26 protein-coding genes are annotated in these 23,437 nt (G+C 72.5%); 18 read left to right on the top strand and 8 right to left on the bottom strand.

Translation table 11 applies throughout. The features are described 5' to 3' along the window. Nucleotides 1-106 precede the first annotated feature (106 nt). The 5 genes from FJ657_RS15030 (at nucleotide 107) to FJ657_RS15010 (ending at nucleotide 3,171) form a co-directional block, all read left to right on the top strand. Nucleotides 107-505: a VOC family protein gene (locus tag FJ657_RS15030; protein WP_141164510.1), complete on the top strand. Its 399-nt coding sequence runs from the start codon at nucleotides 107-109 to the stop codon at nucleotides 503-505. A 109-nt stretch (nucleotides 506-614) separates the two neighbouring features. Continuing rightward, on the top strand, nucleotides 615-1,016 hold the full coding sequence (locus tag FJ657_RS15025; protein WP_141164509.1) for a DMT family transporter: 402 nt from the start codon (nucleotides 615-617) through the stop codon (nucleotides 1,014-1,016). Continuing rightward, nucleotides 1,013-1,333 (top strand): DMT family transporter, encoded by a 321-nt coding sequence (locus tag FJ657_RS15020; protein WP_141164508.1) that lies wholly within the window; start codon nucleotides 1,013-1,015, stop codon nucleotides 1,331-1,333. Before FJ657_RS15025 ends, FJ657_RS15020 begins: the two co-directional genes overlap by 4 nt. Nucleotides 1,334-1,385: 52 nt before the next feature. Continuing rightward, a complete protein-coding gene (locus FJ657_RS15015) occupies nucleotides 1,386-2,351 on the top strand; it encodes a hypothetical protein (RefSeq protein ID WP_141164507.1) in 966 nt (321 codons plus the stop codon). Between the two features lie 58 nt (nucleotides 2,352-2,409). Continuing rightward, nucleotides 2,410-3,171 carry a hypothetical protein gene (locus FJ657_RS15010; RefSeq protein WP_141164506.1) on the top strand — a complete coding sequence of 254 codons (762 nt, stop codon included), beginning with the start codon at nucleotides 2,410-2,412 and terminating at the stop codon, nucleotides 3,169-3,171. An 85-nt stretch (nucleotides 3,172-3,256) separates the two neighbouring features. Here FJ657_RS15010 and FJ657_RS15005 read toward each other — a convergent pair whose 3' ends face one another. Both FJ657_RS15005 and FJ657_RS15000 read right to left on the bottom strand, forming a co-directional pair. Further along, nucleotides 3,257-3,817, bottom strand: a complete 561-nt coding sequence (locus tag FJ657_RS15005; protein ID WP_141164505.1) for a 2'-5' RNA ligase family protein — start codon at nucleotides 3,815-3,817, stop codon at nucleotides 3,257-3,259. A 54-nt stretch (nucleotides 3,818-3,871) separates the two neighbouring features. Further along, the gene (locus tag FJ657_RS15000) at nucleotides 3,872-4,204 is read right to left on the bottom strand and encodes a DUF7882 family protein (RefSeq protein ID WP_141164504.1); all 333 of its coding nucleotides are present in this window, start codon (nucleotides 4,202-4,204) and stop codon (nucleotides 3,872-3,874) included. A 249-nt stretch (nucleotides 4,205-4,453) separates the two neighbouring features. On the opposite strand from FJ657_RS15000, the gene FJ657_RS14995 reads away from it, so the two are divergent. The 3 genes from FJ657_RS14995 to FJ657_RS14985 all read left to right on the top strand — a co-directional run bounded on the left by FJ657_RS14995 (nucleotide 4,454) and on the right by FJ657_RS14985 (nucleotide 6,448). Further along, nucleotides 4,454-4,837, top strand: coding sequence for a DUF7882 family protein (locus FJ657_RS14995; protein WP_255447366.1), 384 nt, complete (start codon nucleotides 4,454-4,456; stop codon nucleotides 4,835-4,837). A gap of 107 nt (nucleotides 4,838-4,944) precedes the next feature. Beyond that, on the top strand, nucleotides 4,945-5,796 hold the full coding sequence (locus tag FJ657_RS14990; RefSeq protein ID WP_141164503.1) for an SDR family oxidoreductase: 852 nt from the start codon (nucleotides 4,945-4,947) through the stop codon (nucleotides 5,794-5,796). Continuing rightward, nucleotides 5,789-6,448 (top strand): HAD family hydrolase, encoded by a 660-nt coding sequence (locus tag FJ657_RS14985; protein ID WP_141164502.1) that lies wholly within the window; start codon nucleotides 5,789-5,791, stop codon nucleotides 6,446-6,448. Before FJ657_RS14990 ends, FJ657_RS14985 begins: the two co-directional genes overlap by 8 nt. Before the next feature lie 34 nt (nucleotides 6,449-6,482). On the opposite strand, the gene FJ657_RS14980 is transcribed toward FJ657_RS14985, so the two are convergent. Further along, the gene (locus FJ657_RS14980) at nucleotides 6,483-7,415 is read right to left on the bottom strand and encodes an SDR family oxidoreductase (protein ID WP_141164501.1); all 933 of its coding nucleotides are present in this window, start codon (nucleotides 7,413-7,415) and stop codon (nucleotides 6,483-6,485) included. Nucleotides 7,416-7,627: 212 nt separating this feature from the next. Here FJ657_RS14980 and FJ657_RS14975 point away from each other — a divergent pair, with 212 nt between their 5' ends. The 4 genes from FJ657_RS14975 to FJ657_RS14960 are packed head-to-tail and all read left to right on the top strand — an operon-like array spanning nucleotide 7,628 to nucleotide 12,176. Further along, complete coding sequence (locus FJ657_RS14975) at nucleotides 7,628-8,194, top strand: Dps family protein (RefSeq protein ID WP_141164500.1); 567 nt, start codon at nucleotides 7,628-7,630, stop codon at nucleotides 8,192-8,194. Nucleotides 8,195-8,201: 7 nt separating this feature from the next. Further along, the gene (locus tag FJ657_RS14970; protein ID WP_141164499.1) at nucleotides 8,202-9,395 is read left to right on the top strand and encodes an NAD(P)/FAD-dependent oxidoreductase; all 1,194 of its coding nucleotides are present in this window, start codon (nucleotides 8,202-8,204) and stop codon (nucleotides 9,393-9,395) included. After that, entirely contained in the window at nucleotides 9,392-11,239 is a 1,848-nt protein-coding gene (locus FJ657_RS14965; RefSeq protein ID WP_181409000.1) for a glycoside hydrolase family 15 protein, read from the top strand. Before FJ657_RS14970 ends, FJ657_RS14965 begins: the two co-directional genes overlap by 4 nt. A 40-nt stretch (nucleotides 11,240-11,279) precedes the next feature. Beyond that, on the top strand, nucleotides 11,280-12,176 hold the full coding sequence (locus FJ657_RS14960; RefSeq protein WP_141164498.1) for an SDR family oxidoreductase: 897 nt from the start codon (nucleotides 11,280-11,282) through the stop codon (nucleotides 12,174-12,176). A 68-nt stretch (nucleotides 12,177-12,244) separates the two neighbouring features. Here FJ657_RS14960 and FJ657_RS14955 read toward each other — a convergent pair whose 3' ends face one another. After that, on the bottom strand, nucleotides 12,245-12,484 hold the full coding sequence (locus tag FJ657_RS14955) for a hypothetical protein (protein ID WP_141164497.1): 240 nt from the start codon (nucleotides 12,482-12,484) through the stop codon (nucleotides 12,245-12,247). A gap of 280 nt (nucleotides 12,485-12,764) precedes the next feature. Between FJ657_RS14955 and FJ657_RS14950 the strand changes: the two genes are divergently transcribed. Genes FJ657_RS14950 through FJ657_RS14935 form a run of 4 tightly spaced genes read left to right on the top strand, consistent with a single transcriptional unit; the run spans nucleotide 12,765 to nucleotide 16,675 of the window. Then, complete coding sequence (locus FJ657_RS14950; RefSeq protein ID WP_141164496.1) at nucleotides 12,765-13,331, top strand: type 1 glutamine amidotransferase domain-containing protein; 567 nt, start codon at nucleotides 12,765-12,767, stop codon at nucleotides 13,329-13,331. Between the two features lie 34 nt (nucleotides 13,332-13,365). Then, nucleotides 13,366-13,647: a hypothetical protein gene (locus tag FJ657_RS14945; protein ID WP_255447365.1), complete on the top strand. Its 282-nt coding sequence runs from the start codon at nucleotides 13,366-13,368 to the stop codon at nucleotides 13,645-13,647. Further along, complete coding sequence (locus tag FJ657_RS17445) at nucleotides 13,644-15,122, top strand: alpha/beta fold hydrolase (protein WP_369407411.1); 1,479 nt, start codon at nucleotides 13,644-13,646, stop codon at nucleotides 15,120-15,122. The genes FJ657_RS14945 and FJ657_RS17445 overlap by 4 nt, the downstream gene beginning before the upstream one ends. After that, on the top strand, nucleotides 15,119-16,675 hold the full coding sequence (locus FJ657_RS14935) for a GMC family oxidoreductase (protein ID WP_141164494.1): 1,557 nt from the start codon (nucleotides 15,119-15,121) through the stop codon (nucleotides 16,673-16,675). Before FJ657_RS17445 ends, FJ657_RS14935 begins: the two co-directional genes overlap by 4 nt. Nucleotides 16,676-16,678: 3 nt before the next feature. Here the strand turns inward: FJ657_RS14935 and lpdA are convergent, their stop codons facing one another. After that, complete coding sequence (gene lpdA / locus FJ657_RS14930; protein WP_141164493.1) at nucleotides 16,679-18,079, bottom strand: dihydrolipoyl dehydrogenase; 1,401 nt, start codon at nucleotides 18,077-18,079, stop codon at nucleotides 16,679-16,681. A gap of 13 nt (nucleotides 18,080-18,092) precedes the next feature. Next, on the bottom strand, nucleotides 18,093-19,835 hold the full coding sequence (locus tag FJ657_RS14925; protein WP_141164492.1) for a glycerol-3-phosphate dehydrogenase/oxidase: 1,743 nt from the start codon (nucleotides 19,833-19,835) through the stop codon (nucleotides 18,093-18,095). Nucleotides 19,836-20,006: 171 nt separating this feature from the next. Here FJ657_RS14925 and FJ657_RS14920 point away from each other — a divergent pair, with 171 nt between their 5' ends. Beyond that, nucleotides 20,007-20,822: a triose-phosphate isomerase family protein gene (locus FJ657_RS14920; RefSeq protein ID WP_141164491.1), complete on the top strand. Its 816-nt coding sequence runs from the start codon at nucleotides 20,007-20,009 to the stop codon at nucleotides 20,820-20,822. Nucleotides 20,823-20,975: 153 nt separating this feature from the next. On the opposite strand, the gene FJ657_RS14915 is transcribed toward FJ657_RS14920, so the two are convergent. Next, on the bottom strand, nucleotides 20,976-21,593 hold the full coding sequence (locus tag FJ657_RS14915; protein WP_141164490.1) for a TetR/AcrR family transcriptional regulator: 618 nt from the start codon (nucleotides 21,591-21,593) through the stop codon (nucleotides 20,976-20,978). Between the two features lie 101 nt (nucleotides 21,594-21,694). Here FJ657_RS14915 and FJ657_RS14910 point away from each other — a divergent pair, with 101 nt between their 5' ends. Beyond that, the gene (locus FJ657_RS14910; RefSeq protein ID WP_141164489.1) at nucleotides 21,695-21,970 is read left to right on the top strand and encodes a hypothetical protein; all 276 of its coding nucleotides are present in this window, start codon (nucleotides 21,695-21,697) and stop codon (nucleotides 21,968-21,970) included. Nucleotides 21,971-22,105: 135 nt separating this feature from the next. On the opposite strand, the gene FJ657_RS14905 is transcribed toward FJ657_RS14910, so the two are convergent. Next, complete coding sequence (locus tag FJ657_RS14905) at nucleotides 22,106-23,386, bottom strand: RuBisCO large subunit C-terminal-like domain-containing protein (protein ID WP_141164488.1); 1,281 nt, start codon at nucleotides 23,384-23,386, stop codon at nucleotides 22,106-22,108. Between the last annotated feature and the right edge of the window lie 51 nt (nucleotides 23,387-23,437).

The raw sequence follows: 23,437 nt of genomic DNA, 5'->3' as shown, positions 1-23,437 counted from the left end.
TCGGCCGACCCGCCCACCCGCCGGGTCGGCCGACCCGTCCGCCGGGTCTGGCGCACGTCGGCGGTTCGTGTTTGCCTGGGGCCATCGACCTGAGGAGTGATGGCCCGTGCGCATCGAGCTGACCAGCGTGTTCGTCGACGACCAGCGGGCCGCGCTGCGGTTCTACACCGAGGTGCTCGGCTTCGAGAAGCGACAGGATGTGCCGATCGGGACCGACGCGTGGCTCACCGTCGCGTCCCCCGAGCGTCCCGACGGGCCCGAGCTGCTGCTCGAGCCCGCGGGGCACCCCGCCGTCAAGCCCTACCGCGACGCGCTCAAGGCCGACGGCATCCCGCTGCTGCAGCTCGCCGTCGACGACCTCGACGCCGAGCACGCGCGGCTGACGGCGCTCGGGGTCGAGTTCCCGACGCCGCCGATGGACGCCGGGCCGGTGCGCATCGCCGTGCTCGATGACGGCTGCGGCAACCTGATCCAGCTCGTCCAGGCGGTCGGCGGCGCGTTGTAGGCGTCCGATCGGCGGCCTCGACTCGGCGGCGGCGCGCAGGGCGGCGTCGATTCCGCGTCGCCGGGCGTCACTATGATCGGCGGGTGCTCGACCCGTCCACCCCGACCCGATGACGCGCTGGCTGCTGCTCGCCGGCGCCATCGTCTGCGAGGTCTCGGCGACCCTCGCGCTGGATGCGGCACAGCGGAATCCGGGATGGTTCGTGCTCGTCGCCGCCGGCTACCTCGGCGCCTTCCTGCTGCTGCCGCAGGTGCTCCGCCGCGGTGTGCCGCTCGGCGTCGCCTACGGACTGTGGGGTGCTTCGGGCGTCGCCCTCACCGCCGTGCTCAGCGCGGTGCTGTTCGGCGACCCGCTGACGCCGACCATGCTCGGCGGCATCGCGCTCATCATCGCGGGCGTGCTGGTGGTCGAGATCGGGTCGCAGCGCGCGGAACGGCAGCGTGCGGAGCGCGAGCGGGCGAGCGGCGCGGCGGCGACGTCGCCCGATGAGATCGCCGGGGCGGAGTCGTGAGCTTTCTCTTCCTGGCCCTGGCGATCGTGCTCGAGGTGGGCGGCACGCTGTCGCTGCGCATGGCCGCGCACCACGGCTGGAAGTGGATCCCGCCGGTCGTCGTCGGCTACGCGCTCGCGTTCACGATGCTGTCGCTCACGCTGCAGTCGGGCATGACTGTCGGTGTGGCCTACGGCATCTGGACGGCCGTCGGGGTCGCGCTGACGGCACTCGCCGGCCGCATCCTGTTCAAGGAGCCCTTCTCCTGGGTCATGGGCCTCGGCGTCGCACTCATCATCGGCGGCGTGCTGCTCGTGGAGCTCGGCGCGCACCACTGACGACACGGCCGAGGAGCTTGTCGCGGCATCGATCGTGAGGCAGTCTCGCGGAATGGGAGATGCGCGAGGGCGGCGACGCGATGAGATCGAGGCTCTGACGGCAGCGGCGTTCCGCCGCGACGCGACGGCCGAGGATGTGGCGGCGCTGAGGTCGGCGATCGGGCAGGGGGCGTCGAAGCGGGCCAGCAGCGCCGGGCCGGAGAGCGGCGGCGCGGGCGACCGGGGCAGCGAGGGCGGCCAGGTCAGCGAAAGCGCCGAGTCCAGCGGGCGCGGCCCGGTGGGCGCGTCCTCCGGGGACGCGACGAGCACGGCCGCTGCGGAGCCGAGCGGCGGCATCCGAGCCGGTCTCCGCTCGCGCCGGTTCTGGTTCGGCGTCGCGGGCGGGGCTGCTCTCACAGTGATCGCGGCGGGAGGTGCGCTCGTGGTGCCGGCGGTCGCCGGGCATCCCCTCGTGTCGCTGGCCGGCGCAACGCCGGCCGACGGCGCCTCCTCCGCGCCGGCGACCGGCGGCAGCACGTCGGGGCCGCGTGCTGCGGATGACGATGCCTCGGAGGGCGACGGCGCGCCGAGCGGGCACGGCGCCGACCCTGCCGTCGTGCCCGACACCTCGCCGAGCGCCCCGCCGCTCGACGCCTACGTCGGCACTCCGCCGGGCGCCCTGCCGCACCAGGCGGACGGCGTCGGCGTGATCCCCGGCCCGAGCACCTCGGGATACGCGGCCCGCATCGAGAACACCTGGCAGCTGCTCAGCTACGGCATCGCTGATGACCAGCACGGCCCGGTGCCCGGAGGCCCCGCGTGGGCGGTGTGGGCGACCACCACCCGCGGCGCCGCTCGCTGCTACATGGCCGTCGAGAAGCACGACGACGTCGATACGGCGGTGACGAGCTGCGTTTCGGGATCCCGGGTCGACGAGAAGGTGCAGCTGAATCTGCCGGCGTACATCGTCACCGTGAAGGCCAACTCGTCCGGGTCGGAGATCGGAGTCGCGCCGGCGGTGCCGGGGCCGCAGGGCTGATCTCAGCCGAGCGGGGCTGAACCTTGCGTCGTGTCGGGATCCGGGCATGCTTGCCGGTGTGAGACAGTCCCGCGCCGCGACCCCACTCGACGAGCTGACCGCTGCAGCGTTCCGCCGCGACGCGACCGCGGCCGACGTCGAGGCGCTGCGCGCGGCGTTCGAGGCGCAGCGACGGGACCCCGCGACCGCCGGACGGCCTCCGAGCGAGGCCGAGATCGACGCCGACATCGACGCCGAGCTCGTCCCATCGAGGCGGATGCGGATCGGCGGGCCGTTCTGGCTCGGGATGCTCGGCGGGGCCGGGGCCGCCGCTCTCGTCGCGATCGCGTTCGTCACGCTGGCCCCACGTTCGGGCCCGGTCGACAGCGGTGATCCGTCCGGCGCGTCGTCCGCGTCCGCGAACTCAGACGCGGAGAACTCGGCGGTGCGGGATGCGGGAAGCCCGAGCCCGGGCTCGTCGACGCGCGGCGGACACGCGGACGATCCCGCGGTCGTGCGCCTCGACGGCGTCGGGTCGTCGGTCGATGTCGACCCGACCACCGGCCGGATCGTCGCGGAGGTCGGCAACGACTGGTCGCTGATCGGTTCGTCCCAGCCCGATCCGCAGCGAGGCGCTGCTGCCCCGGCCTGGCGGCTCTGGATGACGACCACGGCGTCGGGCGGGGACTGCTACATGGCCGTGGAGCTCGCGGTCGGTCAGGCCACGACGGCGGCGACCCGCTGCGGACGGCCGCTTGTCGGCGTGGATGTCGCCGAGCTGCGGCTGCCGAGCTACCGCATCGCGGTGCGGTCCGACGGCATCAGCATCGAGGAGACCTGAGCCCACGGCGGAGGGCCCGGGCGGGTCGTGGTGGCGCGGGCGGCTCGGACGTCGCAGGCGTCGTGGGCACCCCGAGCGGACCGCGTCAGTCGAGCGGGGTAACGACCCGCGCGTCGCCGTCCCAATGGCGCAGCGACTCGGCCACGGCGGCGATCGGCTCGGCGGTGATGGGCTCGCTCCCGCCCTCGACGTGCTCATCGAGCCGGGTGAGCACCGCGAGGGCTTCGCCGAGCCGGTCGAGCGGGATGCGGCGGGCGAGCGTCACATGCGGCGTCCACTCGCCCGGCGTCGTGTTCGGTGCGTCATCGCCCGGCCCCATGGCGTGATGGAGGGCGCCGTGCAGTCCGAGCAGCTCGGCGCTCGGCACGACGAGGCGAGCGAGTACGCGGCGTTCGCCGCGGCCGAACAGCACCGGGGCACCGAGCCGGAGCGGCAGCGGCAGCCCGGCGAGAACCGGCGCGAGGGCGGGATCGGCGAGCGGCGGCCGGTCGAACGCGGGCCGCACGAGCAGCGTCACGTGCGGGCGGTTGCCGGGATGACGGTGCGCGGCCTGGCTCGGCAGGCCGGCGGCGGCCAGCGCATCCCACTCGACTCTCACGGCGGCGTCGCTCGCGGCGTCCAGCGTCAGCTCGAGGCTCTGCACCATGCTTCGACGCTAGCCGGACCCGTGCGACGGCGGCAGGCTCGGGAGCGCCCGGAGTCAGCCCAGGTCGTCGCCGCGATCCCGCGTCTCGCGGTCGGGCGGCTCGGCCATGAGATGAAGCCCGCTGACGGAGTTCGCGGTGAACATGAGCGCGTCGATCCAGGCCCGGTTCAGCACCGCGGCGCGCTTGCCGAAGTACTTGTAGACCAGATTGGCGTGCGGGTGGACCCAGACCGTGGTGCGGCCGTCGCCCGAGGCCTCATCGTCGATCCAGGTGAAGTGGAACGACTCTCCGCGGCGCAGCTTCGCTCCGATCACCACCTGCAGGTGAGCGAGCACCCGGTCGTCGAAATCGACGCTGAGCGAGTTGTCGTAGCTGAAGCGACCCATCTGTGAACCTCCGTTCGCAGGGTGACGAGGTCGGTGCGCTCGTCGATCCTCCGCCGAGACGGTCGGGATCGCGACGCGTCCGTGACTCCAGCGTGGCGCGGGCGATTCGACGTCCGCACGACTGCCAGCGAGTGCGCAGGGCGGATTTTAATCGCGGACCGCTGTCGCTCGCTACGGCCTGCCGTGTCGCGGCGGCGGCTGGCACAGTCAGGGGGTTCGGTTGGCGGGCACGGTGTCGAGGGGACGTGGGTGGGGCGGTTTCTGTACGGTGCACCGCCCCTGACCGTCGAGTTCGAAGACCGGGTGCTGGCGCATCTGCGTACCGTGATGGTGGCGAAGCTGCGCCGCAATGAGAGCTTCCTCTTCACCTGGGAATACTCGGCCGGTGCTGGAAGCGGCCACACCTCGGTCTGGCTTCACCCGTCGATTCCGCTGCGCTTCGAGTTCTACGGCGCGCGCGAGCCGCAGATCAATCCGCGCTGGGTCGATCTGCTGAGCCAGCACGCCACGTCGGCCTCGGGTCTGCAGCTGCTGCCCGAACCGCGCGGCGGCGGACGCACGATCGAGCGCATCAAAGTGACGACGCCCGCCGCGGCCCCGTTCGAGCGACGGGACGCCGCCGGCCTGAGCTGACCGTCGTCCGACATCACGTGCCGCCGCCTCTGTGCCGCCCGGTCATCGCCTGAGAGGCGCCCGCGCGTGGCGGCGCTCGGCGGCGGCCGGTGCCTACCGTCACCCGCATGACCGACAGCCCCCAGCGCTCCGACGCACCCGACTCCTTCCGCATCGACCACCGCGAGTTCCGTCCGACTACGGCGATCGTCACGGCATCGGACTCGGGGATCGGCCGAGCGGTCGCCGTGCACCTCGCTCGAGCGGGGATGCGGGTCGGCGTGACGTGGCACAGCGATGAGGAGGGCGCCCTCGAGACCGCCCGACAGGTCGAGGAGGCCGGGTCGAGCGCGATCGTGGAGCGGCTCGATGTGACCGATCGCGAGTCGGCGCTGGCGACGATCGACCGTCTGATCGATCAGCTCGGCGGCGTCGACGTGCTCGTCAACAACGCCGGGGCCGGCGGCGGCACGCCCTTCCTCGACATGGACTGGGACGAGTGGCGCACGACGATCGCGACCGACCTCGACGGCGCCTTCTCGGTGCTGCAACGGGCGGCGCGGCACATGGCCGACCACCGCGTGCCCGGTCGGCTCATCGCGATCACGAGCGTGCACGAGACCCAGCCGCGCGTCGGCAGCTCGGCCTACGACGCCGCGAAGCACGGGCTCGGCGGGCTGATGAAGACGCTCGCCCTCGAACTCGGCGAGCACGGCATCACCGCGAACTCGGTCGCGCCGGGCGAGATCGCCACCGACATGTCGCAGTCGGGCGGGGAGAACCCCTACGAGGTCGCCCGCCCCGGCATCCCGCTCGGCCGCCCCGGGCACGTGGACGAGATCGCCGCCGTGGTCGCCTTCCTCGCCTCACCCGCCGCGTCGTATGTCACGGGCGCATCGTGGACGGTCGACGGAGGGATGAACCAGATGGGCCCGCAGGCGGGTTCGCACCTCGCGTCGCACGGGTGGCGTCGTGTCTGAGCCGCGCGCGGTGCTCTTCGACATCGACGGCACCCTCGTCGACTCCAACTACCTGCACGTCGACGCGTGGATGCGCGGCCTCGAGGCGGTCGGGCACCCGGCCGCCGCGTGGCGCGTGCACCGGTCGATCGGCATGGATTCGGAAGCTCTGCTCGACGACCTGCTGCCCGGTGTCGACCAGGCGGGACGGGATGCCGCGACCGCCGGGCACAAGCGCGCCTACCTCGCGAGCGTCGACCGGCTGCGCCCGCTGCCGGGTGCGCGCGAGACGGTGCTCGAACTGCTCGACGCGGGGGTCCGCGTCGTGCTGGCGACCTCCGCGCCGGAGGACGAGCTCGGCATCCTCGTCGACGTGCTCGACCTGACCGGCCTCGTCGACACCGGCGTGATCTCGACCACGAACGCCGACGACGTCGACACCGCGAAGCCGCATCCGGGCATCATCCAGGTCGCGCTCGAGCGCGGCGGCGCGAGCGCCGCCGACTCGGTCATGGTCGGGGACGCGGTGTGGGACGTGATCGCGGCCGGCCGCGTGGGGGTTCCGGCGCTCGCGGTGCGCACGGGCGGCATCGGCGGCGACGAGCTGACGGAGGCGGGAGCTCGCCGCGTGGCCGACTCGGTGGCCGACCTGCGCGACGAGCTCCTGGGCTGAGGCACCTGGCGTCGGGTCGCCCGGCGCCCGACGATCACGGCGTGGTCATCCCGCCGTTGACATTGAGGGTCTCGCCGACGACGTAGCTCGATTCCGGCGAGGCGAGGAAGACGAAGGCGGGCGCGAGCTCGGCGGGCTGGCCCCAGCGGCCGAGTCCGGTTCCCTCGCCGACCGTGGGCAGCTTTTCGGGCGGCTGGCCGCCAGCCGTCTGCAACGGTGTCCAGATCGGACCGGGGGCGACGGCGTTGACGCGGATGCCCTTCGGCGCGAGCGAGGCGGCGAGACCCTTGGTGAAGTTGTTGATCGCGCCCTTCGTCGACGCGTAGTCGAGCAGGTTCGGCGACGGCGAGTAGGCCTGGATCGAGGTCGTGTTCACGATCGTCGCGCCCGCGGGCAGGTGCTTCAGCGCCGCCTTGGTGATGCGGAACATCGAGTAGATGTTCGTGCGGAAGGTCTCGTCGAGCTGCTCATCGCTGATGTCCTCGAGGTCGGGGCGGTTCTGCTGCTTGCCGGCGTTGTTGACGAGGATGTCCAGCCCGCCCAGCCGCGCGACCGAGCGCTCGACGAGCTCGCGGCAGAACTCGAGCTCCTTGATGTCGCCGGGGATCGTGACGGCGGTGCGTCCCGCCTCGCGGATGAGGCCGGCGATGCGCTCGGCGTCCGGCTGCTCCTCGGGCAGGTAGGAGATGGCGACGTCGGCACCCTCGCGGGCGAAGGCGATCGCCGTCGCGGCGCCGATGCCCGAGTCGCCGCCCGTGATGAGCGCCTTGCGCCCGGTGAGGCGCCCGCTGCCGCGGTAGCTCTCCTCGCCGAGGTCGGCCTTCTGCACGAGGTCGCGGTCGAGGCCGGCGCCTTCCTGATACTGCTCGGGGGTGTCGATGTCGGCGTAGAGCTTCGTGGGGTCGGTGAAGGTGAACTGGGTGCGGGTCGAGCTCGCGCCGGCGGAGGTCGGAGTGGGGTCGGTCATGGCGGCGACGGTAGGCGGCAGCGCCCGCGGCCGCGCATCTACTCCCAGCGGACGCACGACCGCCGGTCACCTGGCACGGCGACTCGCCGGACCACCGCGGCCGAACCACAACACGGGATGCGCGCCGACTGTGTGCCCGCTGGCCGACCGGCTTCGAGACGTCGACAGGTTCCTAACGTGGCCGCTATCGACCTCGGAAGGAGCGTGTCATCATGACCGACACCCTCGACAAGACCACGCAGACCCAGGACAACGCCCACTCGGCGAAAGCCCCCGGTGACGCCGGCGCCCGCAGCAGCCGGCGCGAGAACGCCGAGCACGGCTTCACCGCCTCGGACGAGCTGATCGCCTCGTTGCAGCGCGTGCACGTCGACCTGATCGAGCTGCACCTGCAGGGCAAGCAGGCGCACTGGAACGTGGTCGGCAAGAACTTCCGCGACCTGCACCTGCAGCTCGACGAGATCGTCGAGGACGCCCGCGAGTTCAGCGACACCGTCGCCGAGCGCCTCCGCGCGCTGCACGCCGTGCCCGACGGGCGCAGCGACACGATCGCGGCGACCACTTCGCTGCCGAACTACCCGCACGGCGAGGTGGACACGGCCGACACCGTCGACCTGATCACGCAGCGCCTCGAGGCCACGGTCGCCACGATGCGCGAGGTGCACGACACGGTCGATGATGCCGACCCGACCAGCGCCGACATCCTGCACGGCATCATCGAACGCCTCGAGCAGCTGGCCTGGATGGTCAGCGCCGAGAACCGCACGCCGTCGGCCTGAGGCGCGCATGGCTGACACGCGCTTCGACTACCTCATCGTCGGCGGCGGGATGGTCGCGGATGCCGCCGCCCGCGGCATCCGCGAGTTGGACGACGACGGCTCGATCGGGATCCTCAGCGCCGATGTCGACCCGCCCTACACGCGCCCGGCGCTCTCGAAGAAACTGTGGACGGACCCCGATTTCGAGTGGGACCAGGTTCCTCTCAACACCGTCGAGGACACCGGTGCCACGCTGCGCCTGAACATACGGGTCACGGGCCTCGATCGCGCCGAGAAGACCGTGACCGCCGATGACGGCACCTCGTTCGGCTACGGCCGGCTGCTGCTCGCGACCGGCAGTGTGCCTCACGAACTGGATGCGCCGGATGACGAGCGGATCATCCACTTCCGCTCGGCGGAGGACTACCTGCGCCTACGCGGCGAGCTCTCGCCGGGTGCGCGCGTCGTGGTGGTCGGCGGCGGCTACATCGGCGCCGAGCTGGCGGCTGCGCTCGTGCAGAACCAGGCGCGGGTCACGCTCGTGCACCCCGACGAGGTGCTGGGCGGATCGACGTTCCCGTCCGCCGTCGCGACGATCTACGAGAAGCTGTTCGTCGACGGCGGCGTATCGCTGCGCGGCGGACGCCGCGTCGAGCAGGTGGCCCTCGACGGCGATGCGCTGGCCGTGCACCTCGACGACGGCAGCGCTCTCGGCGCCGACCTCGTGGTGGCGGGACTCGGCGTCGCGCCGGCGATCGCGCTCGCCGAGGAATCGGGACTCGAGGTGGACGACGGCGTCGTGGTAGACGCGCGCCTCCGCACCGCCGATGAGAGCGTGTGGGCGGCCGGCGACATCGCGCTCTACCCCGACGCGATCCTCGGTCGCACGCGCGTCGAGCACGTCGACCACGCCACCGAGTCCGGCCGCGCCGCCGGGCGTGCGATGGCGGGCGCCGACGAGACGTATCAGCACACGCCGTTCCTGTACTCGCAGGTGTTCGGGGTGCGCTGGGAGGCCGTCGGTGCGCTCGACGCCCAACTCGACACCGTCGAGGACTGGATCACGCCAGACGAGCAGGCGGTCGTCTACTACCTCGACGACGGTGGCAAGCCGGTCGGCGTGCTGCTCTGGGCGGTCGAGGACCGGACAGACGCGGCGCGGGCCCTGCTCGCCGATCCACCCGCCACGCGTGATCAGCTCATCGGCGCGATCCGCCCGTGAGCGCGAGCCGGGACGCGCGACGACACGGTGCCGGGGCGACAGGCCCGGCATCGGAGTCCGCACCGCCGCCATCCGCCCCGATCGAGGATCACGCCGCGCTCGGCGACGGCCGCACCGTTGCGCTGGTCGACCGTCACGGCACGATCGACTGGCTGCCATTGCCCGGCCTCGACGATGCGCCCCTCTTCGCGCGGCTGCTCGACGAGCAGAACGGCGGATGCGTCGAGCTCGCCCCCGTGGCCGAGCACCGGATGACGCGCCGCTACGTTCCCGACACGAACGTGCTCGAGACCCGCTACGAGACCGAGCACGGGGTCGTGCGGGTGCGCGACGCCCTCGTGACCGGCGTCGCCGGACGCCTGCCCTGGGCCGAGCTCGTGCGGCGGGTCGAAGGTGTGGAGGGTCGCGTGGTCATGCAGTGGCGCGTCGCGCCGGGCATCGCCTTCGGCACGCGCTCACCGTGGATCGACGACCGCGACGCCGAGCGGGGCATCATCCGTGCCGGCGACCTGTCGGTCGGCATCGTGACAGGCAACGTCGGCGCACCGGATCCGGTCGATCATTCGCCGACCGACGCCATCGGAGCTCGTTTCCGCACTTCGCCGGGATCGGTGCACGTGCTCGGCCTCTCGGCCACCGACGACGAGCCGCTGCACCAGCCGGACCCGTTGCGTGCGGGGGACGCGATCGATCGCACGATCGCCGCGTGGCGCGCCTGGTCGACGGAGTTCGCCTACGAGGGGCCCTGGCGTGATGCCGTGCAACGCAGCGCGCTGGCGCTGAAGCTGCTCATCCACTCGCCCTCCGGCGCCATCGCCGCCGCGGCCACGACCTCGCTGCCGGAGCGGGATGCCGGGGAGAAGAACTGGGACTACCGCCTCGCGTGGGTGCGAGATCTCGCGTATACGGTCGGCGCGCTCGTGCAGTTCGGCCTGCGCGAGGAGACGCACGCCGCCCTGTCGTGGCTGCTGCGCTCGATCAAGGCCTCCGCGCCCGATCTGCACATCTTCTACCGGCTCGACGGGCGCGTGGATGGCGAGGTAACCGAGCACGAGGACACCGCAGGATGGAACGGCATCGGTCCCGTCGTGACCGGCAACCCGGCCGGCGCGCAGCTGCAGCTCGGCGTCTACGGCGACCTCTTCGGCATCGTGCGCTCCTACATCGCCGAGGCCGAAGGCAACTCGCTCGACATCGCCACGGGCGAGCTGCTCGCCGACATCGCCGACCGGGTCTGCGACCGCTGGCGCAGCCGCGACAGCGGCATGTGGGAGCTGCCCGAGACGCGGCACTACACCTCGTCGAAGATGGGCTGCTGGCAGGCGCTCGACGCCGCGATCGACCTCGCCGCGCGCGGCCAGATCGTCGACCGTCGCGACCGCTGGGAGCCGGAGCGTGAGCGCATCCGCTGCTGGATCGACGAGCACGGCTGGGACGAGCGCCGCGGCGCGTACACCATGTGGCCGGGCTCGAGCGAGCTCGACGCGTCGGTGCTGCTGCACGCGCCGAGCGGCTTCGACCGCGGCGAGCGGATGTCGCGCACGATCGACGCGATCGACGCCGAGCTCGGCGCCGGCGGCGGTCGGCTCTGGCGCTACACCGGCATGCGCGAGGAGGAGCATCCCTTCGTCGCCTGCGGCTTCTGGGCGACGGCGGCCCTCGCCTGCGTCGGCCGGGTGCCGGAGGCGCGCGGGCGCATGGACTCGCTCGTCGGCGACGCGAACGACGTCGGCCTGCTCGCCGAGATGGTGACGGTCGACGGCGCGTTCCGCGGCAACTTCCCCCAGGCGCTGAGCCATCTCGCGCTGATCGACGCCGCCATCAAGATCCGTGATCTGGGCTGATCACGCCGTCGCATCCCGCCCGCGAGTGAAGGAGACCCGCATGTCCGACCAGTACCGCTTCATCGACCCGCGTCACGCCTACCCGGTGATCTCGCCGCCCGTGCAGCAGCAGCCCGAGCCGGGGTTGCAGTCGCAGGCCGATCCGGTTCCCGACCTCGGCGAGGAGACCTACCGCGGCACCGGACGGCTCGCGGGCCGCAAGGCCCTGATCACCGGCGGCGACTCGGGCATCGGCGGGGCGGTGGCGATCGCCTACGCGCGCGAGGGCGCCGACGTCGTGATCAGCTATCTGCCGGAGGAGCAGAGCGACGCCGATCACGTGCTCGAGCAGATCCGCGCCGCCGGACGCATCGGCGTCGGCGTGCCGGGCGATCTCAGCGAGCGCGGCTTTCCGGCCGAGCTCGTCGCGCGCGCCGTCGAGGAGCTCGGCGGTCTGGATGCGGTGGTCAACGTCGCCGGACGCCAGCTGTGGGTGCCCGACATCGCCGACCTCAGCGAAGAGCAGTTCGAGGCGACGTTCCGTACCAACGTCTTCGCCGCCTTCGCGATCGTCAAGGCCGCCCTGCCGCATCTCGCGCCCGGATCGACGATCGTCAACACGGCGTCCGCGGAGGCCTACTCGCCGGCACCCGACCGGCTCGACTACGCCGCCACGAAGGGCGCCATCAACAACCTCTCGAAAGGGATGGCGCAGCAGCTGATCGAGCGCGGCATCCGCGTCAACGTGGTCGCTCCCGGGCCGACCTGGTCGGTGCTGCAGGTCACCCAGGGCGTCGACCCCGAGAGCCTGCCCGAGTTCGGATCGAGCGAGGCGCCGATCGGCCGCGCCGGGCAACCGGCCGAGATCGCGCCCGCCTACGTCTACCTGGCATCGGGGGAGTCGAGCTTCACGGTCGGCGCCACGCTCAATGTGAACGGCGGCATGATCACGCCCTGAATGCTCGACGACAGACGAACGCCCCGGCCGATCCGACCGGGACGTTCGTCTGTCGCGATGGGGCGAGTTCAGCTCTGCGGGGCGCCGCCCGAGGTCGGGTCGTCGTCACCCTCGGTGTCGGGCGCCGAGCCGTCCGGTACGACATCGGGGTCGGTGCCCTGCACACCGTCGCCGTCCGCGCCGGGCACCCCGCTGCTGCCGTCGTCACCCGGCACCGAGCTCGGCGTGCCATGCGGTGCGATTTCGCTGTTCTCCAGCTCCTCGTCCGGTCCTTCGCTCGCTCCGGCGGGCAGGTTCTGGTCGCTCATGAGTCGCTCCTTCCGTTGTCGTCTGCAGGTCGTGGAAGTCATCCCACGCCTCCGCGCCAGGGCGCGGGCGGGATCCCTGCCCGCGCACAGGCGGCGGTCGGGTCACGGTCGGGTTCCGCGCGGTGCAGCGGCACCGGGTGCGTGTCAGGTGGCCGTCGGATGCGCGCCCGCTGGGAACGAGCACCGGCACCGCCGCAGCGCTCGTAGCGTCGCTCGCGACTCCCCGGACTGGTGCGATCCGCATCGCCACCCGGATGATCTCGACCCATCGGAGGCTTCCATGACCGACTCCTCGCAGCTGCACGGCAAGAAGATCGCGATCGTCGTGACCAACTACGGCATCGAACAGGACGAGCTGGTCCGCCCCCGTCAGGCGGTCATCGACGCGGGCGGCCAGGCCGTCATCGTCGCCGTCGATTCCGGCGACGTCGCGACGCTCGTCGGCGATAAGGACCCCGGCCAGACCCTCACCGCCGATCTGACCGTCAGCGCAGCCGACGCCGTCGACTTCGACGCGCTGATCATCCCCGGAGGAACCATCAACGCCGATTCGCTCCGTCTCGAGAGCGACGCGATCGCCTTCGTGTCGGACTTCGTCGAGGCCGGCAAGCCGGTCGCCGCGATCTGTCACGGGCCCTGGGCGCTCGTCGAGGCGGGCAGGGTGAGCGGCAAGACCCTTACCAGCTACGCCTCGCTGCGCACCGACCTGACGAACGCCGGCGCCACCTGGGTCGATGAGAGCGTGCACGTCGACCGCGAAGCCGGGTGGACGCTCGTCACCTCACGCGATCCCGACGACCTGGACGACTTCACCCGCGAGCTCGTGACCGCCTTCGCGGCGGCCTGAGCCGCATCCATCGAACGACGAGAAGAGGACAACCATGAGCAGCATCCAGCGTGACGCCAAGAAGCGTCTCAAGAAAGCCGCCCAGGCCGGACCGCTCGACCCCATCGGCGCTCTGCACCGCGGCGGCATCCGCAGCGAGTGGGCGTTTGCCGCCGGGTTCGGATCGATCGCGCTGAGCCTCCTCGCCTGGCTCGCGTCACGGGCCAAGCCCGGCGACGACCGTGCGCAGTCCGACCGCTGGGGACTGTTCGTGGGTCACTGGGCGCCGACCTTCTTCGCGCTCGGGCTCGCCCTGCGCTCTGAGGAGCGTCACTGAACGCCACGGCGCCCGGACCGTCGGCGGACGCCGACCCCGGGCGCCCTGCTCTGTTCGCGCTGCACTCGCTCGGCTCGAGCGCTCGCGAGTTCGACGCGCTGCGAGCCGAGCTGGCCGACGAGATCGACGTCGTCGGCCTCGACCTGCCGGGCTTCGGCGATCTCTCCGATGCGGAGGGGACCGCTGTCGGCACCGACGTGGATGCGATGGCGCGTTCGGTCGTCGAGCGCATCGCGACGATCGCCCCGGCACGGTGGATGCTGCTCGGCCACAGCATGGGCGGCAAGATCGCGACCGTCGTCGCCGCGCGGACGCTCCGCGGCGAGACCCCGCTGTTCGGACTCGCCGGTGTGGTGCTCGTGGCGTCGTCCCCGCCGTCTCCGGAGCCCATGGATGAGGGACGGCGCCTCGCGATGCAGGGCTGGGCCGGGGCCGGCGCGGTCAGCGAACTGCATGCCCGCAGCTTCGTGCTGGCGGATCTGGCCGACTCCGACGCCGCCGATCACGACGCCCTGCCGCGCCCCGAACTCGACCGCGCGACCGACGATGTGCACCGAGCGAATCCCGAAGCCTGGCGGGCGTGGCTCGATCGCGGAAGCCAGGAGGACTGGTCGGTCGCCGTCTCGGGGTCCGACTTCAAGAGCCCGCTGCCGGTTCCCGCGCTGATCCTCGCCGGCGCCGCCGACGGCGATCTCGACGCCGATGCGCAGCGCCGGCTCACGGCTCCGCACTTCGCCCACGCCGAGGTGCGGGAGATCGCCGACGCCGCCCACCTCATCCCGATCGAGCAGCCCGCGGCGCTTGCCGCCGAGGTGCGCCGTTTCTGGCGTGAACGCGCCGGGCTCGGCCCGACCGTCCCGAGCGACTTCGGGCGCGTGCTCGCTTCGGCCAGGACGACCTCGCGCACGCGTGCGGCGCTCGCCGCACGCGCCCTCGCCGACGACCCCGACTACGCGCCGACCGTGCTCGACACCGAGCAGCTCGGCCGTCTCCGGCTGCTCGCCGACCACCTCGTGCCGCAGCCCGGTCCGGCGATCGACCTCGCCGCCCGCGTGGATGCTCAGCTGGCGACCGGCGTGGGCGACGGCTGGCGTCCGGCGGACGCGCCCTCCGATCCCGAGGCCTACCGTCGCGGGCTCGACGCGCTCGCCGACTGGGCCCGCATCCCGGATGCCGACGCCCGCGGGGAGGCACTCGACCGGCTGGGCGACGGCGACCTCGAAGCCTGGCTGGAGGACGCGGCGGTCGACCTGGCGCGACAGTGGCTCGCGCACCCCGCCACCATGGCGCTCATCGGATTCGACGGCGTCGCCACCGGCGGCGACACCGGCCGGCAGTCGGGCTTCGCCGAGCTGCGCGCGGATCGCGCCGAGAGTTGGGAGCCGCTGCCGGACCCCGCCGTGTCATCCCCTGGCGTGCAGCCGCCCGGCATCACCAACGGCGCGAGCCGATCGACGACGGAAGCCGAGGCATGAGGCTCGACCACCAGCGCACCTACTCCGATGACGAGATCGCGGATGTCGTTGTCGTCGGCACGGGGGCCGGCGGTGCTCCGCTGCTCGCCTCCCTCGCCGCGCACGGTCTCCGCGTCGTCGCCCTCGAAGCCGGCGACAACACCGAGCCGCGTGACCACACCCCGGACGAGATGCTCGCTGCCCAGCAGATCAACTGGATGGACGACCGACTCAGCGGCGGCGCCGACGCCACAGCCTTCGGTCCGAACAACTCGGGGCGCGGAGTCGGCGGCTCGATGCTGCACTGGGGCGCCTTCGCCCCGCGGCCGGATGCGCGAGATCTGCGGCTGCGCGGCGAGAGCGGCGTCGGCCGCGACTGGCCGATCGCCCACGCCGAGCTGACCCGCTGGATCGAGCAGGTCGAGCGCTTCGTCGGCATCTCCGGCCCCGAGCGCTACCCCTGGGATCCCTCGCGCCGCTACGAGATGCCGCCGGTCGCGCGCAACGCCTCATCCACGGCGATGCTGCGCGGGGCCGAGGCCCTCGGCATCACGGCGACCGACGGACCCGTCGCGGTCGCCACCCGCGACCGCGACCAGGAGCACTGGGGTCTCCGGCACGCCTGCGTCAATGCCGGCACCTGCCACCAGGGCTGCCGCACCGGGGCGAAGGTCACGATGGACACGAGCTACCTGCCGCTCGCGGTCGCCCGCGGCGCCGAGATCCGCGCCGGCGCGATGGTGGTCGACATCGAGACGGATGCGCGGGGCCGCGTCAGTGCGGTCGTCTACCGTCGCGATGGCGAGCTGCGCCGCCAGCGCACGGCTGCTCTCGTGCTGGCGGCGGGAGGCGTTGAGACGCCGCGCCTGCTGCTGCACACCGGTCTCGCGAACGGCAGCGGGCAGGTGGGCCGCAACTTCCTCGCCCACGGCGCCACTCAGGTGTGGGGGCGCTACGACGAGGACATGCGCGCCTACCGCGGGTATCCCTCGTCGATCATCACCGAGGATCTGCTGCGCCCGTCCGATGCCGACTTCGCCGGCGGGTACCTCATCCAGAGCCTCGGCGTGCAGCCCCAGACCCTCGCGACGACGCTCGCGCGCGGAGGCGGCCTGCGCGGCGCCGAGCTGATGCGGTGGATGCGCGACTACCGTCACCTCGCCGGCGTCGGCATCAACGCCGAGTGCCTGCCTGGCGACGACAACCGCCTCACGCTGAGCGACGAGATCGCCGCCGACGGTCTGCCGCGCGTGCGCGTCGATTTCAGCGCCGGCGAGAACGAGAAGCGCCTCCGCGCCCACGCGATCCGCACCATGGTCGCGCTCGTCGAGGCGGCGGGGGCACGCGAGACGATCGTGCTCGACCGCACGGCCCACACGATCGGCACCGCGCGCATGGGCTCCGACCCAGGCGACTCGGTCGTGGATGCCGAGGGTCGCAGCTGGGAGGTGCCGAACCTCTGGATCTGCGACAACTCCGTCTTCCCGAGCGCCCTCGCCGCGAACCCGGCACTGACGATCATGGCGCTGAGCCTGCGCACCGCCGACGCGCTGCGACGCTCGGCGGGGCGCTGACACTCAGAGGTTGATCATGTGGCCGGTCAGGCCGTGGAACGCCTCCTGCAGCGCCTCGGAGAGGGTGGGATGCGTGTGCACGTTGCGCGCGAGCTCCCATCCGGTCAGCTCCCACTTCTTCGCGAGCGTCAGCTCGGGCAGCAGCTCCGAGACGTCGGGACCGATGAGGTGCCCGCCGAGCAGCTCGAGCGTCTCGGCGTCCGCGATCAGCTTGACGAAGCCGACCGGCTCGCCGAGGCCGTGCGCCTTGCCGTTCGCGACGAAGGGGAAGGTCGAGACGACGACCTCGCGGCCCTCGGCCTCGGCGCGGGCCTGCGCCTCGGTGGCCCCGAAGCTCGCGACCTGCGGCGAGGTGAAGGTCGCGCGCGGCATGTCGCGGTAGTCGCCCAGCAGCACGGTCTCCGCCCCTCCGATGGTCTCGGCCGCGACGATCCCCTGCGCCTCGGCCACGTGGGCGAGCTGCAGCTTCGCGGTCACGTCGCCGATCGCGAAGATGTGCGGAACGCTCGTGCGCATCCGCTCGTCGATGTCGATCGCACCGCGCTCGGTCAGCGCCACGCCCGTCGACTCGAGGCCGTAGCCCTCGACGTTCGGGGCGAAGCCGACCGAGACCAGCACGCGGTCGGCCTCGAAGGTGCGGGTCTCGCCGCCGACCTCCGCCACGACCCGGGCGCGGTCGCCGAGATCGTCGACGCTCTGCACCGTGGCCGAGGTCACGACCTGGATGCCGTAGCCGGCATACTGCTTCGCCAGCTCCTTCGAGACGTCGGCGTCCTCGTTCGGCAGCACCCGGTCGAAGTACTCGACCACGGTGACCTCGACGCCGTAGCTGTTCAGCACGTACGCGAACTCCATGCCGATCGCGCCCGCGCCGACGATCACGATCGAGCGCGGCAGGTCGCGGTCGAGGATCTGCTCCTCGTAGCTGACGATGCGCCCGCGGAGCGCGACGCCCGGCAGCGAGCGCACCCGCGCACCGGTCGCGATGATCGCGTTGTCGAAGGTGATCGTCGAGGTCGCGCCGTCGGCGGCGGTCACGCGCAGCGTGTGCGCATCCGTGAACTCGCCGCGGCCCTCATGCTCGGCGACCTTGTTCTTCTTCATCAGATAGTGGATGCCCTTGACGCGGCCGCCCGAGACATCCCGGCTGCGGTCGAAGGCGACGCCGTAGTCGAAGGTCACCTCGCCCGTGATGCCGAAGAGCTTCTTCTCGTGCGCGAGGGTGTGCGCGAGCTTCGCGTTCGTGAGCAGCGCCTTCGAGGGGATGCAGCCGACGTTGAGGCAGACCCCGCCCCAGTAGCGCTGCTCGACGATGCCGACCGTGAGGCCGAGCTGCGCGGCGCGCACGGCGGCGACGTAGCCGCCGGGACCGGCGCCGAGGATGACGACGTCGTAGTGGGGCATGGGGTCCTTCCGATCAGGCCGCGGCCGAGGCCGGGTCGTTCTTCGACGTCGCGCCGTCGGTCGAGCCGCCGGTCGCGCCAGGCCCGGGGTCGTTCGCCGCGGGAGCGCTCGCGTAGCGGGCGACGCCGCCCTGCAGGCGCGTGACGTAGACGTGGTGCTCGGCGATCTCGCGGGCGACGCGGTCGTCGTCCCAGCCGAGCTCCTCGGCGGCGGCGCGCGCGACGGCGTGCTCGACGTCGAGGCCGAGCCCCGGCTCGAGGCCCACCATGGTGCGGCGCTGCACGATGTCGGTCAGCGTCGTCGCGCCCTCTTCGCGGATCGCGAAGACGACCTCGGCGACGGGTATCTCGCTGCGGCCCTCGCCGATCGTCTCGGCCAGGGCCGGATCGGACGCGGCCAGCGCGGCGATCTCCGCGGCCCGCGCCCCGTAGACCTTGACCAGGCGGGCGGCGACGGCGCCGCGCCAGGGGAGGCTCGCGCGCACGGCGGCCGCGGCGCTCGCCGCGTCATCCCAGGCTCCCGCGAAGGCGCCGGGCAGCTGCTGGCCCGCAGCGGGCGACGTGCCGAGGGTGCGCTTCAGCAGCTTCGCGACGATGTCGACCGTCTGCCGGCCCAGGCTGAGGTGCGGGGTCAGCTTGCCGCCGACGACCGACACCAGCTGCGGCGCCTCGGGATGCGTGACCAGCAGGTGGCTGCGCGGGATCGCCCCCGGCTTCACACCGGGGCGGTAGGGCAGCGGGCGCACGCCGGTGTAGCTGAACAGCACGTCGTCGACCGTGAGCGCGGCCTCGGGGATCAGCAGGTTCGTCTCGCTGATCAGATAGGCGGCCTCCTCGACCGTGCCGCGCACCTCGCCGGGGTCGCCCTCGAAGCGGTCGTCGGTCGTGCCGATGAGGTAGCGGCCGTTCCACGGGATCACCAGGATCGCGCGGTTGTCGGCGCGCGCCTCGAAGTAGATGCACGCGTCGGGCGCGCCGGGGAAGGCGTCGACCACGATGTGGGTGCCGGTCGTGCCGCCGATCTGGCGACCGAGCCCGACGGCCTCGCCGAGGTCATCCACCCAGGGCCCCGCCGCGTTGACGACGACCTTCGCCGAGATGTCGAAGGTCTGGTCGGCGTGGATGTCGCGGGCGGTCACACCGGTGACGGTGCGCCCGTCGGCGCCGCGGGTGATCGCCACGGCCTCGACGTAGTTGGCCACGTCGGCGCCGGCGCGCGCCGCTGAGAGCACCGTCTCGAGCACGAGCCGCTCGGGGAAGTCGACCTGGCCGTCGTAGTAGTGCACCGCGCCGCCGAGTCCGTCGCGGCTGAGGCCGGGCAGCTCGGCCGCGACCGACTTGAGGTTCATGCCGCGGTGGCCGGGAACCGACTTGCCCGTCGACAGCACGTCGAACAGCAGCACGCCGGCACGGAACATCCATCCGGGCAGGTGATTGTGCTGGTAGAGCGGCACGACGAACTCGAGCGGCTGCACCAGGTGCGGCGCGATGCGCAGCAGGCGCTCGCGGTCGTGCAGCGATTCGTAGACGAGCGGGATCTCGCCGTGCTCGAGGTAGCGCAGCCCGCCGTGGATGAGGCGGCTGTTCCACGAGCTGGTGCCGATCGCGAAGTCGCCCCGTTCGATCAGCGCGGTGCGCAGGCCGCGCAGGGCGGCGTCGCGGGCGATGGCGACGCCGTTGATGCCGCCGCCGACGACGAGCAGGTCGTAGGTCTCGGCGGTCAGGCGCTCGGCGCCGGCTCGGGCGAAGGCGTTCATCGGTCTCTCTCCTCGTCGAGGTCGACTGTGTGTGCGGCGGCGCCGAGTGCGGCGTCGCGGTGGTGGCGCCGTCGGGAACGGCGGTGCACCCAAGATGTATATACAGCATTACACAAGCGGCCGTCCGACTGTTAGGCTCCCCAGCGATCCGACCCGGCGAGGAGGCCGACGATGCCCGGAACGACGCCCGCTGCTCAGCCCGCGACTCAGCATTCGAGCCTGCCGACGACCCTCGTCGGAGCGAGCCCGAAGAGCTACCTCACGGCGCCCGCCGCGGTCGAGTGGATCCGCATCGTCGGCGAAGGACTCGCCGCCCACCCCGAGCGCGGCGACGGCGTCTTCGCCTGCCTCCCGTTCCCGATCATCCCCGACGCGATCCGCGCGCTCGGCCCGCTCGGCGTGCTGATCGGCAGCCAGGACGTGTCGCGGCATCCCGTCGGCGCCTTCACCGGCGAGGTCAGCGCCGAGCTGCTCAGCGGCCTCGGCTCGCGCTTCGCGATGGTCGGGCACCCCGAGCGGGTGAAGTACTTCGGCGAGACGCCCGACGACTTCGGCGCCAAGTCGCGCGCCGCAGCGGAGCACGGCATCGCGCCGATCCTCGTCGTCGGCGAGCCCGAGCGCGGCCACGACCCGGCCGGCGTGATCGGACCCCAGCTGGATGCCGCCTTCGGCGACGTCTCGGACGACGCCCCGGTCGTCGTCGCCTACGAGCCGACCTGGGTGATCGGCGCCGCCGAGCCGGCCCCGGCCGACCACATCGTCGGCGTCGTCGCCGGCATCCGCGCCCTGCTCGCGCAGCGCAGCGGCGAGTCGCGCGTGCTCTACGGCGGCAGCGCCGGGCCGGGCACCTTCGCCGCGATCGCCGCGGAGGGGCGCGCGTCGGGGCGTCTCGACGGCATCCCCGCTGGGGTGTTCCTCGGGCGCGCGGGCGTCGACCCGCACGGCTTCCTCGCGACGATCGCCGAGGTGCGCGAGCACCGCGCCTGACCGCACTCCTGCCCGCGGCGCATCCCGTCCCGCTCGCGACTCTCGTGCCGGTCGATCGGCGCGTTGCTACCGATCGATCCTGGGTGCGCCGACGGGGTGCGCGAGGAGCGGGGTCGCGTCAGGCGGTGCGGACACGTCGGGGATGCGGTCGCGTCAGGGGTGCGGGTGCGCGGCGAGGGCCGTGGCGACCGCATGGGCGGCTCGGGTGCGGATCGAGGATGGCGAGGGCGCCGCGTCGAGGCCGAGCAGTCGACGCCGGTGCAGTTCGCCGAGCAGCAGCGTGAAGGCCGTCTCGGCCTGGTCCGGGGTCAGCCCCGCCGTGACGAGGTGCTGTTGCGCGGCGAGCGGGCCGGCCTCGTGGAACTCGGCGGCGAGCTCGGGGGAGCGGCCGGCCTCGGAGATCATGAGCCGATGGAGGGCGACGGCCTCGTCCGAGAGCAGCGCGCCGCCGATGGCGACAGCGGTCTCCACCGGATCCGGAGCGGCGGCGTCGGCCGGCGGCAGCGCGTCCGCCTGACCCGTCTCGTCGCCCGCTCCGGCGTAGCTGTGCTGCCGGCGCACGACTGCGTGCAGCAGGGCGAGCTTGTCGCCGAATGCGGTGTAGAGCGTGCGCTTGGTGACTCCCGCCCGCGCGGCCACCGCATCCAGGCTGACCTCCGCGAAGCCGCGCTCGAGGAGGAGCTCCCATGCGGCGTCGAGGATGCGGGCGTCGCGCGCCCGGCGCTCGGCGGGGGTCGGGCGGCCGCGTTTGCCGATCGAACGCTGGGTCATGCTGCGATGCTAGCGTTATTGATACTAGGCCGTATCAATAATTGCGAGGTGTCATGCAACCCGATGTGATCTGCCACGTGGCCATCGCCGACGATTGGGAGATGAGCCGCGGATTCGGCGAGTACGAGGTCTCGACCCGCGGGGTGCCGATCGACGCGGTCGGCTACATCCGCGCCGTCGTGGCCGAGCGGGTCGCCGAGGTCGTCGCGGCGCGCTACGCCGACCTCACCCTGCCACTGCTGCGCGTCGATCTCAGCGTGAGCGGCTTGCGGTCCGCCGGTGTCGCGGTCGAGTGGCACGATGGCGATCCGCGCATCCTCGGCGCCATCCCGATGGACTCGGACGTGGTGATCGCCGAGGTGCCGCTCACGTCCTGAGCGCGCAGTCACGGGCATCGGTGCGCGAGGACGGGCCGGGCGCACGATCTGGACTCGCGCGCCCGGCCCGGGCTCGAAGGGGCGAGGCGGATGCGCGGGCGGCGCCCGCCCGCATCCACCGCGCTCAGCGGCGGCTCAGTCGAGCACGCCCCAGGCGGCGATCGCCGCGCCCAGCTCCTCGTGCTCGGCGGCGGCGGTCGCGATCGGCACGCCCGCGACGGCCGCGTCGATCGCCTGGCGCATCGCGCGCACGCCCGCGGCGGGTCCGCCCGCATGGCCCTGCATCGCTCCGCCGGCGCCGAGGATGATGTCGTTCCCCAGCTCGCGCAGGTAGCGCTCGACGGTGCCCGGATGCACGCCGCCGCCGATGATCGGCATCGTGGGGTTGAGGCCGGGGCGCGCGAGCTGCAGCTGCTGCGTGATGCGCAGGTACTGCAGCTGCCGGATCGGGTAGCCGCTGTACGGGCTCAGCACGAGCGCGAGGTCGGCGCCCGCGAGGCGCGGCAGCAGTCCGGTCGCGATCGGCGCGCTCATGCCCGAGGTCTCGCCCTCGAAGTACGGTGCGGCGCCGGCGAAGTGGGCGAGCACGGGCACGTCGACCGACTCGGCCAGGGCTTCGAGCGAGCCGTATCCCGCGGTCGCGTAGGTCACCATGACCGCCCGCGCGCCCGCATCGACGGCCCGGCGGGCCGTGTCGAGCATCCGATCGGGCCGGTCGGTGACGTTGGGGATGTAGAGGGTCTCGACGCCGGTGACCTCGGCGGCCTGACGGGCGCGCTCGGTGAAGAGCCGCACACGCTCGACGACGGGGGAGTACTCGGGGTTCGCGATCAGCTCGTCGTCTTTGATCAGGTCGATGCCGCCCAGCGCGGTCTGGTGGAAGATCTCGGCGCCGGCCTCGGGCGGCAGACCCGCGCACGGCTTGATCATGTTGAGCAGCAGGGGGCGGTCGTGCACGCCGGTCAGCTCGCGCAGGCCCGCGATGCCGAACTTCGGCCCCGCGAAGCGGCGCACGAACGACTCGGGCAGCTCGAGGTCGACGAGCTTCGCCTCGACCGAGGTGGAGGAGTCGTTGCCGAGCAGGGTGGTGAGCATCATCGGGATCGAGGGCCCGAAGTTGATGAGCGGCAGCGCGATGCGCACGATCCAGTGGGTGTAGCCGTCGTGGCTGTCGGCGCCGCCGACCATGTCGGGTGCGGGGGCGCTGAGGATGCCGACCACGCGGCCCTCGTGCCGCGCCCGCATCTCGGCGGTCACGCCGGGCACCGGCAGCCAGGTGCCGATCGTCTGCCCGACCGCGAAGCCCTCGACCTTCTTCAGCACGTCGGCGCCGGCCGGCATGCGCAGCGCGTAGCTGGCGATGAGGTAGTCGTCGCGGTCGATCGCCTCGGGCAGGGCGTGCAGGTCGTTCGGCATGGCGGTGGTGTTCCTGTTCTCTCTACTGCGGAAGCGCGAGGCGGATGCGGC

The organism is Schumannella soli (assembly GCF_006517435.1).
Classification (GTDB): domain Bacteria; phylum Actinomycetota; class Actinomycetes; order Actinomycetales; family Microbacteriaceae; genus Schumannella; species Schumannella soli.
Note: the sequence above shows the minus strand (reverse complement) of the source record. Positions and strands in the feature narration are given on the sequence as shown.

What these genes read in the sequence shown, in the direction of transcription:
- FJ657_RS15025 (WP_141164509.1), top strand. Translation starts at nt 615, where the DNA reads ATGACGCGCTGGCTGCTGCTCGCCGGCGCCATCGTCTGCGAGGTCTCG.
- FJ657_RS15015 (WP_141164507.1), top strand. Translation starts at nt 1,386, where the DNA reads ATGGGAGATGCGCGAGGGCGGCGACGCGATGAGATCGAGGCTCTGACG.
- FJ657_RS15005 (WP_141164505.1), bottom strand. Translation starts at nt 3,817, where the DNA reads ATGGTGCAGAGCCTCGAGCTGACGCTGGACGCCGCGAGCGACGCCGCC.
- FJ657_RS15000 (WP_141164504.1), bottom strand. Translation starts at nt 4,204, where the DNA reads ATGGGTCGCTTCAGCTACGACAACTCGCTCAGCGTCGATTTCGACGAC.
- FJ657_RS14990 (WP_141164503.1), top strand. Translation starts at nt 4,945, where the DNA reads ATGACCGACAGCCCCCAGCGCTCCGACGCACCCGACTCCTTCCGCATC.
- FJ657_RS14980 (WP_141164501.1), bottom strand. Translation starts at nt 7,415, where the DNA reads ATGACCGACCCCACTCCGACCTCCGCCGGCGCGAGCTCGACCCGCACC.
- FJ657_RS14975 (WP_141164500.1), top strand. Translation starts at nt 7,628, where the DNA reads ATGACCGACACCCTCGACAAGACCACGCAGACCCAGGACAACGCCCAC.
- FJ657_RS14970 (WP_141164499.1), top strand. Translation starts at nt 8,202, where the DNA reads ATGGCTGACACGCGCTTCGACTACCTCATCGTCGGCGGCGGGATGGTC.
- FJ657_RS14960 (WP_141164498.1), top strand. Translation starts at nt 11,280, where the DNA reads ATGTCCGACCAGTACCGCTTCATCGACCCGCGTCACGCCTACCCGGTG.
- FJ657_RS14955 (WP_141164497.1), bottom strand. Translation starts at nt 12,484, where the DNA reads ATGAGCGACCAGAACCTGCCCGCCGGAGCGAGCGAAGGACCGGACGAG.
- FJ657_RS14950 (WP_141164496.1), top strand. Translation starts at nt 12,765, where the DNA reads ATGACCGACTCCTCGCAGCTGCACGGCAAGAAGATCGCGATCGTCGTG.
- FJ657_RS14945 (WP_255447365.1), top strand. Translation starts at nt 13,366, where the DNA reads ATGAGCAGCATCCAGCGTGACGCCAAGAAGCGTCTCAAGAAAGCCGCC.
- FJ657_RS14935 (WP_141164494.1), top strand. Translation starts at nt 15,119, where the DNA reads ATGAGGCTCGACCACCAGCGCACCTACTCCGATGACGAGATCGCGGAT.
- lpdA (WP_141164493.1), bottom strand. Translation starts at nt 18,079, where the DNA reads ATGCCCCACTACGACGTCGTCATCCTCGGCGCCGGTCCCGGCGGCTAC.
- FJ657_RS14925 (WP_141164492.1), bottom strand. Translation starts at nt 19,835, where the DNA reads ATGAACGCCTTCGCCCGAGCCGGCGCCGAGCGCCTGACCGCCGAGACC.
- FJ657_RS14920 (WP_141164491.1), top strand. Translation starts at nt 20,007, where the DNA reads ATGCCCGGAACGACGCCCGCTGCTCAGCCCGCGACTCAGCATTCGAGC.
- FJ657_RS14915 (WP_141164490.1), bottom strand. Translation starts at nt 21,593, where the DNA reads ATGACCCAGCGTTCGATCGGCAAACGCGGCCGCCCGACCCCCGCCGAG.
- FJ657_RS14910 (WP_141164489.1), top strand. Translation starts at nt 21,695, where the DNA reads ATGAGCCGCGGATTCGGCGAGTACGAGGTCTCGACCCGCGGGGTGCCG.
- FJ657_RS14905 (WP_141164488.1), bottom strand. Translation starts at nt 23,386, where the DNA reads ATGCCGAACGACCTGCACGCCCTGCCCGAGGCGATCGACCGCGACGAC.